At 46.4% G+C, this 1,326-nt stretch carries 1 protein-coding gene; it reads right to left on the bottom strand.

All coding sequences use genetic code 11. The features are described 5' to 3' along the window. Positions 1-1,295: ISLre2 family transposase (locus H9L42_RS16700; protein ID WP_187304525.1), on the bottom strand; the 1,295-nt coding region annotated here is incomplete at its 3' end. Between the last annotated feature and the right edge of the window lie 31 nt (positions 1,296-1,326).

Raw genomic sequence — 1,326 nt, 5'->3', positions numbered from 1 at the left:
TCCTCTATGATCCGTTCTGCATATTCACCATAGCTGCCTTTTCCTCTGTCTTTGTCCTTGAAATCCCTCGCTTCTATCTTTCCTCGGTTCTTTATGTATATCCTCTGCTTCGTCAGTTTCCCCAGCCCTTCTTCGCTCCATCCAAGCGGGTCCCTGCTGAATCTCTCCGAAAGTATATGGCTTACCTGCCCCTCTGTGCAGCTTCCAACTTCTCCATATATCATCCTGTTCCTTATTGCTTCATAATTTCCAAACAGGTATTTCCCCAGTTCCGATACGAACTCCTTATCCTTCCCATCTTCGCTCGCTTCGCAGAGACTCTGTATGATCCTGTCCAGCTTCTTCCTGTCATCCTCTTCTATCGCTTCTTTGATCCGCCTCCTCAGCTTCCTGTTTGGAAAGCGGCTGGCTGCTTCTTTCAGCCTCTTCTCCAGATGGAATCCATCCATCAGCCTTTTCACATTCGAGAAATTCTCAAGTCCATTCTTTATCCATTGTCCTCCATCTCCGTGCACATATATATTCTCCACTATATCCAGCTCATAGCTTGCCCCTATGTAGCCCTCTACGCTTTTCCACAGTTCCTTTGTGCTAAATTTCTCATCTACAAAATGCACCGCTTCCTTCGTCCGATTTCTTCCCTTGCTCTCTTCCTCTACTCCCTCTGTTACCGTAATTAGCGGCACCATCTTGCTTTTCTTACCTTTTTCCTTCCCTTCTTTCTGCATGTGTACATGGTCTTCATCGGCGAATATGTGCAGTTCCTTTACTCTACGTTTCGGCTTTCCGACCTCCGCCTCCTTTTCTATCCCTCCCAGACGTAGGATGCTGTTTCTCACGCTCTGTCTACTCACTTCTCCTCCTGCTACGATTTGAGCGCTTTTTGCGTACGACACTTCTGTTGCAAGGCTTACAAGCTTTGCACTCACCCCGTCTGATACTCGCTCATATTCTCGCAAACCTATTACATGGTCCAGCAAGTAGACATACTCATCATTCTTTTTGTCATAATAGTAATCCCTTGAGATAGCAAGTCGCCCGAGTTCTGTCAGCAGACTTCGACCTCGTTCCTTTTCCTTGAGGACAAGGCCTTCCTCTTTTCTCCGTCTCTTGTCATTACGGATCTGCCTGTTCAACTGAACCGTGATCTCCTCGATCATCTCCACGGCAGCTTCTTTGCAGTCACCCAGGACTGCGCTTGACAGGGCATCGATATCAGAAATCCCTCCGGAATATGCTTTCTCCAATATTTTGTTGATGAGTTTTTTTGCGATTTGTTGTATAATTGTTTCCATAAGAGACCAGTTCCTTTCGTGAGTTTTTGTG

This window comes from Zhenpiania hominis (assembly GCF_014333425.1).
GTDB classification, from domain to species: Bacteria; Bacillota; Clostridia; order Peptostreptococcales; family Anaerovoracaceae; genus Hominibacterium; species Hominibacterium hominis.
This window is presented reverse-complemented; position numbering and strand designations above follow the sequence as displayed.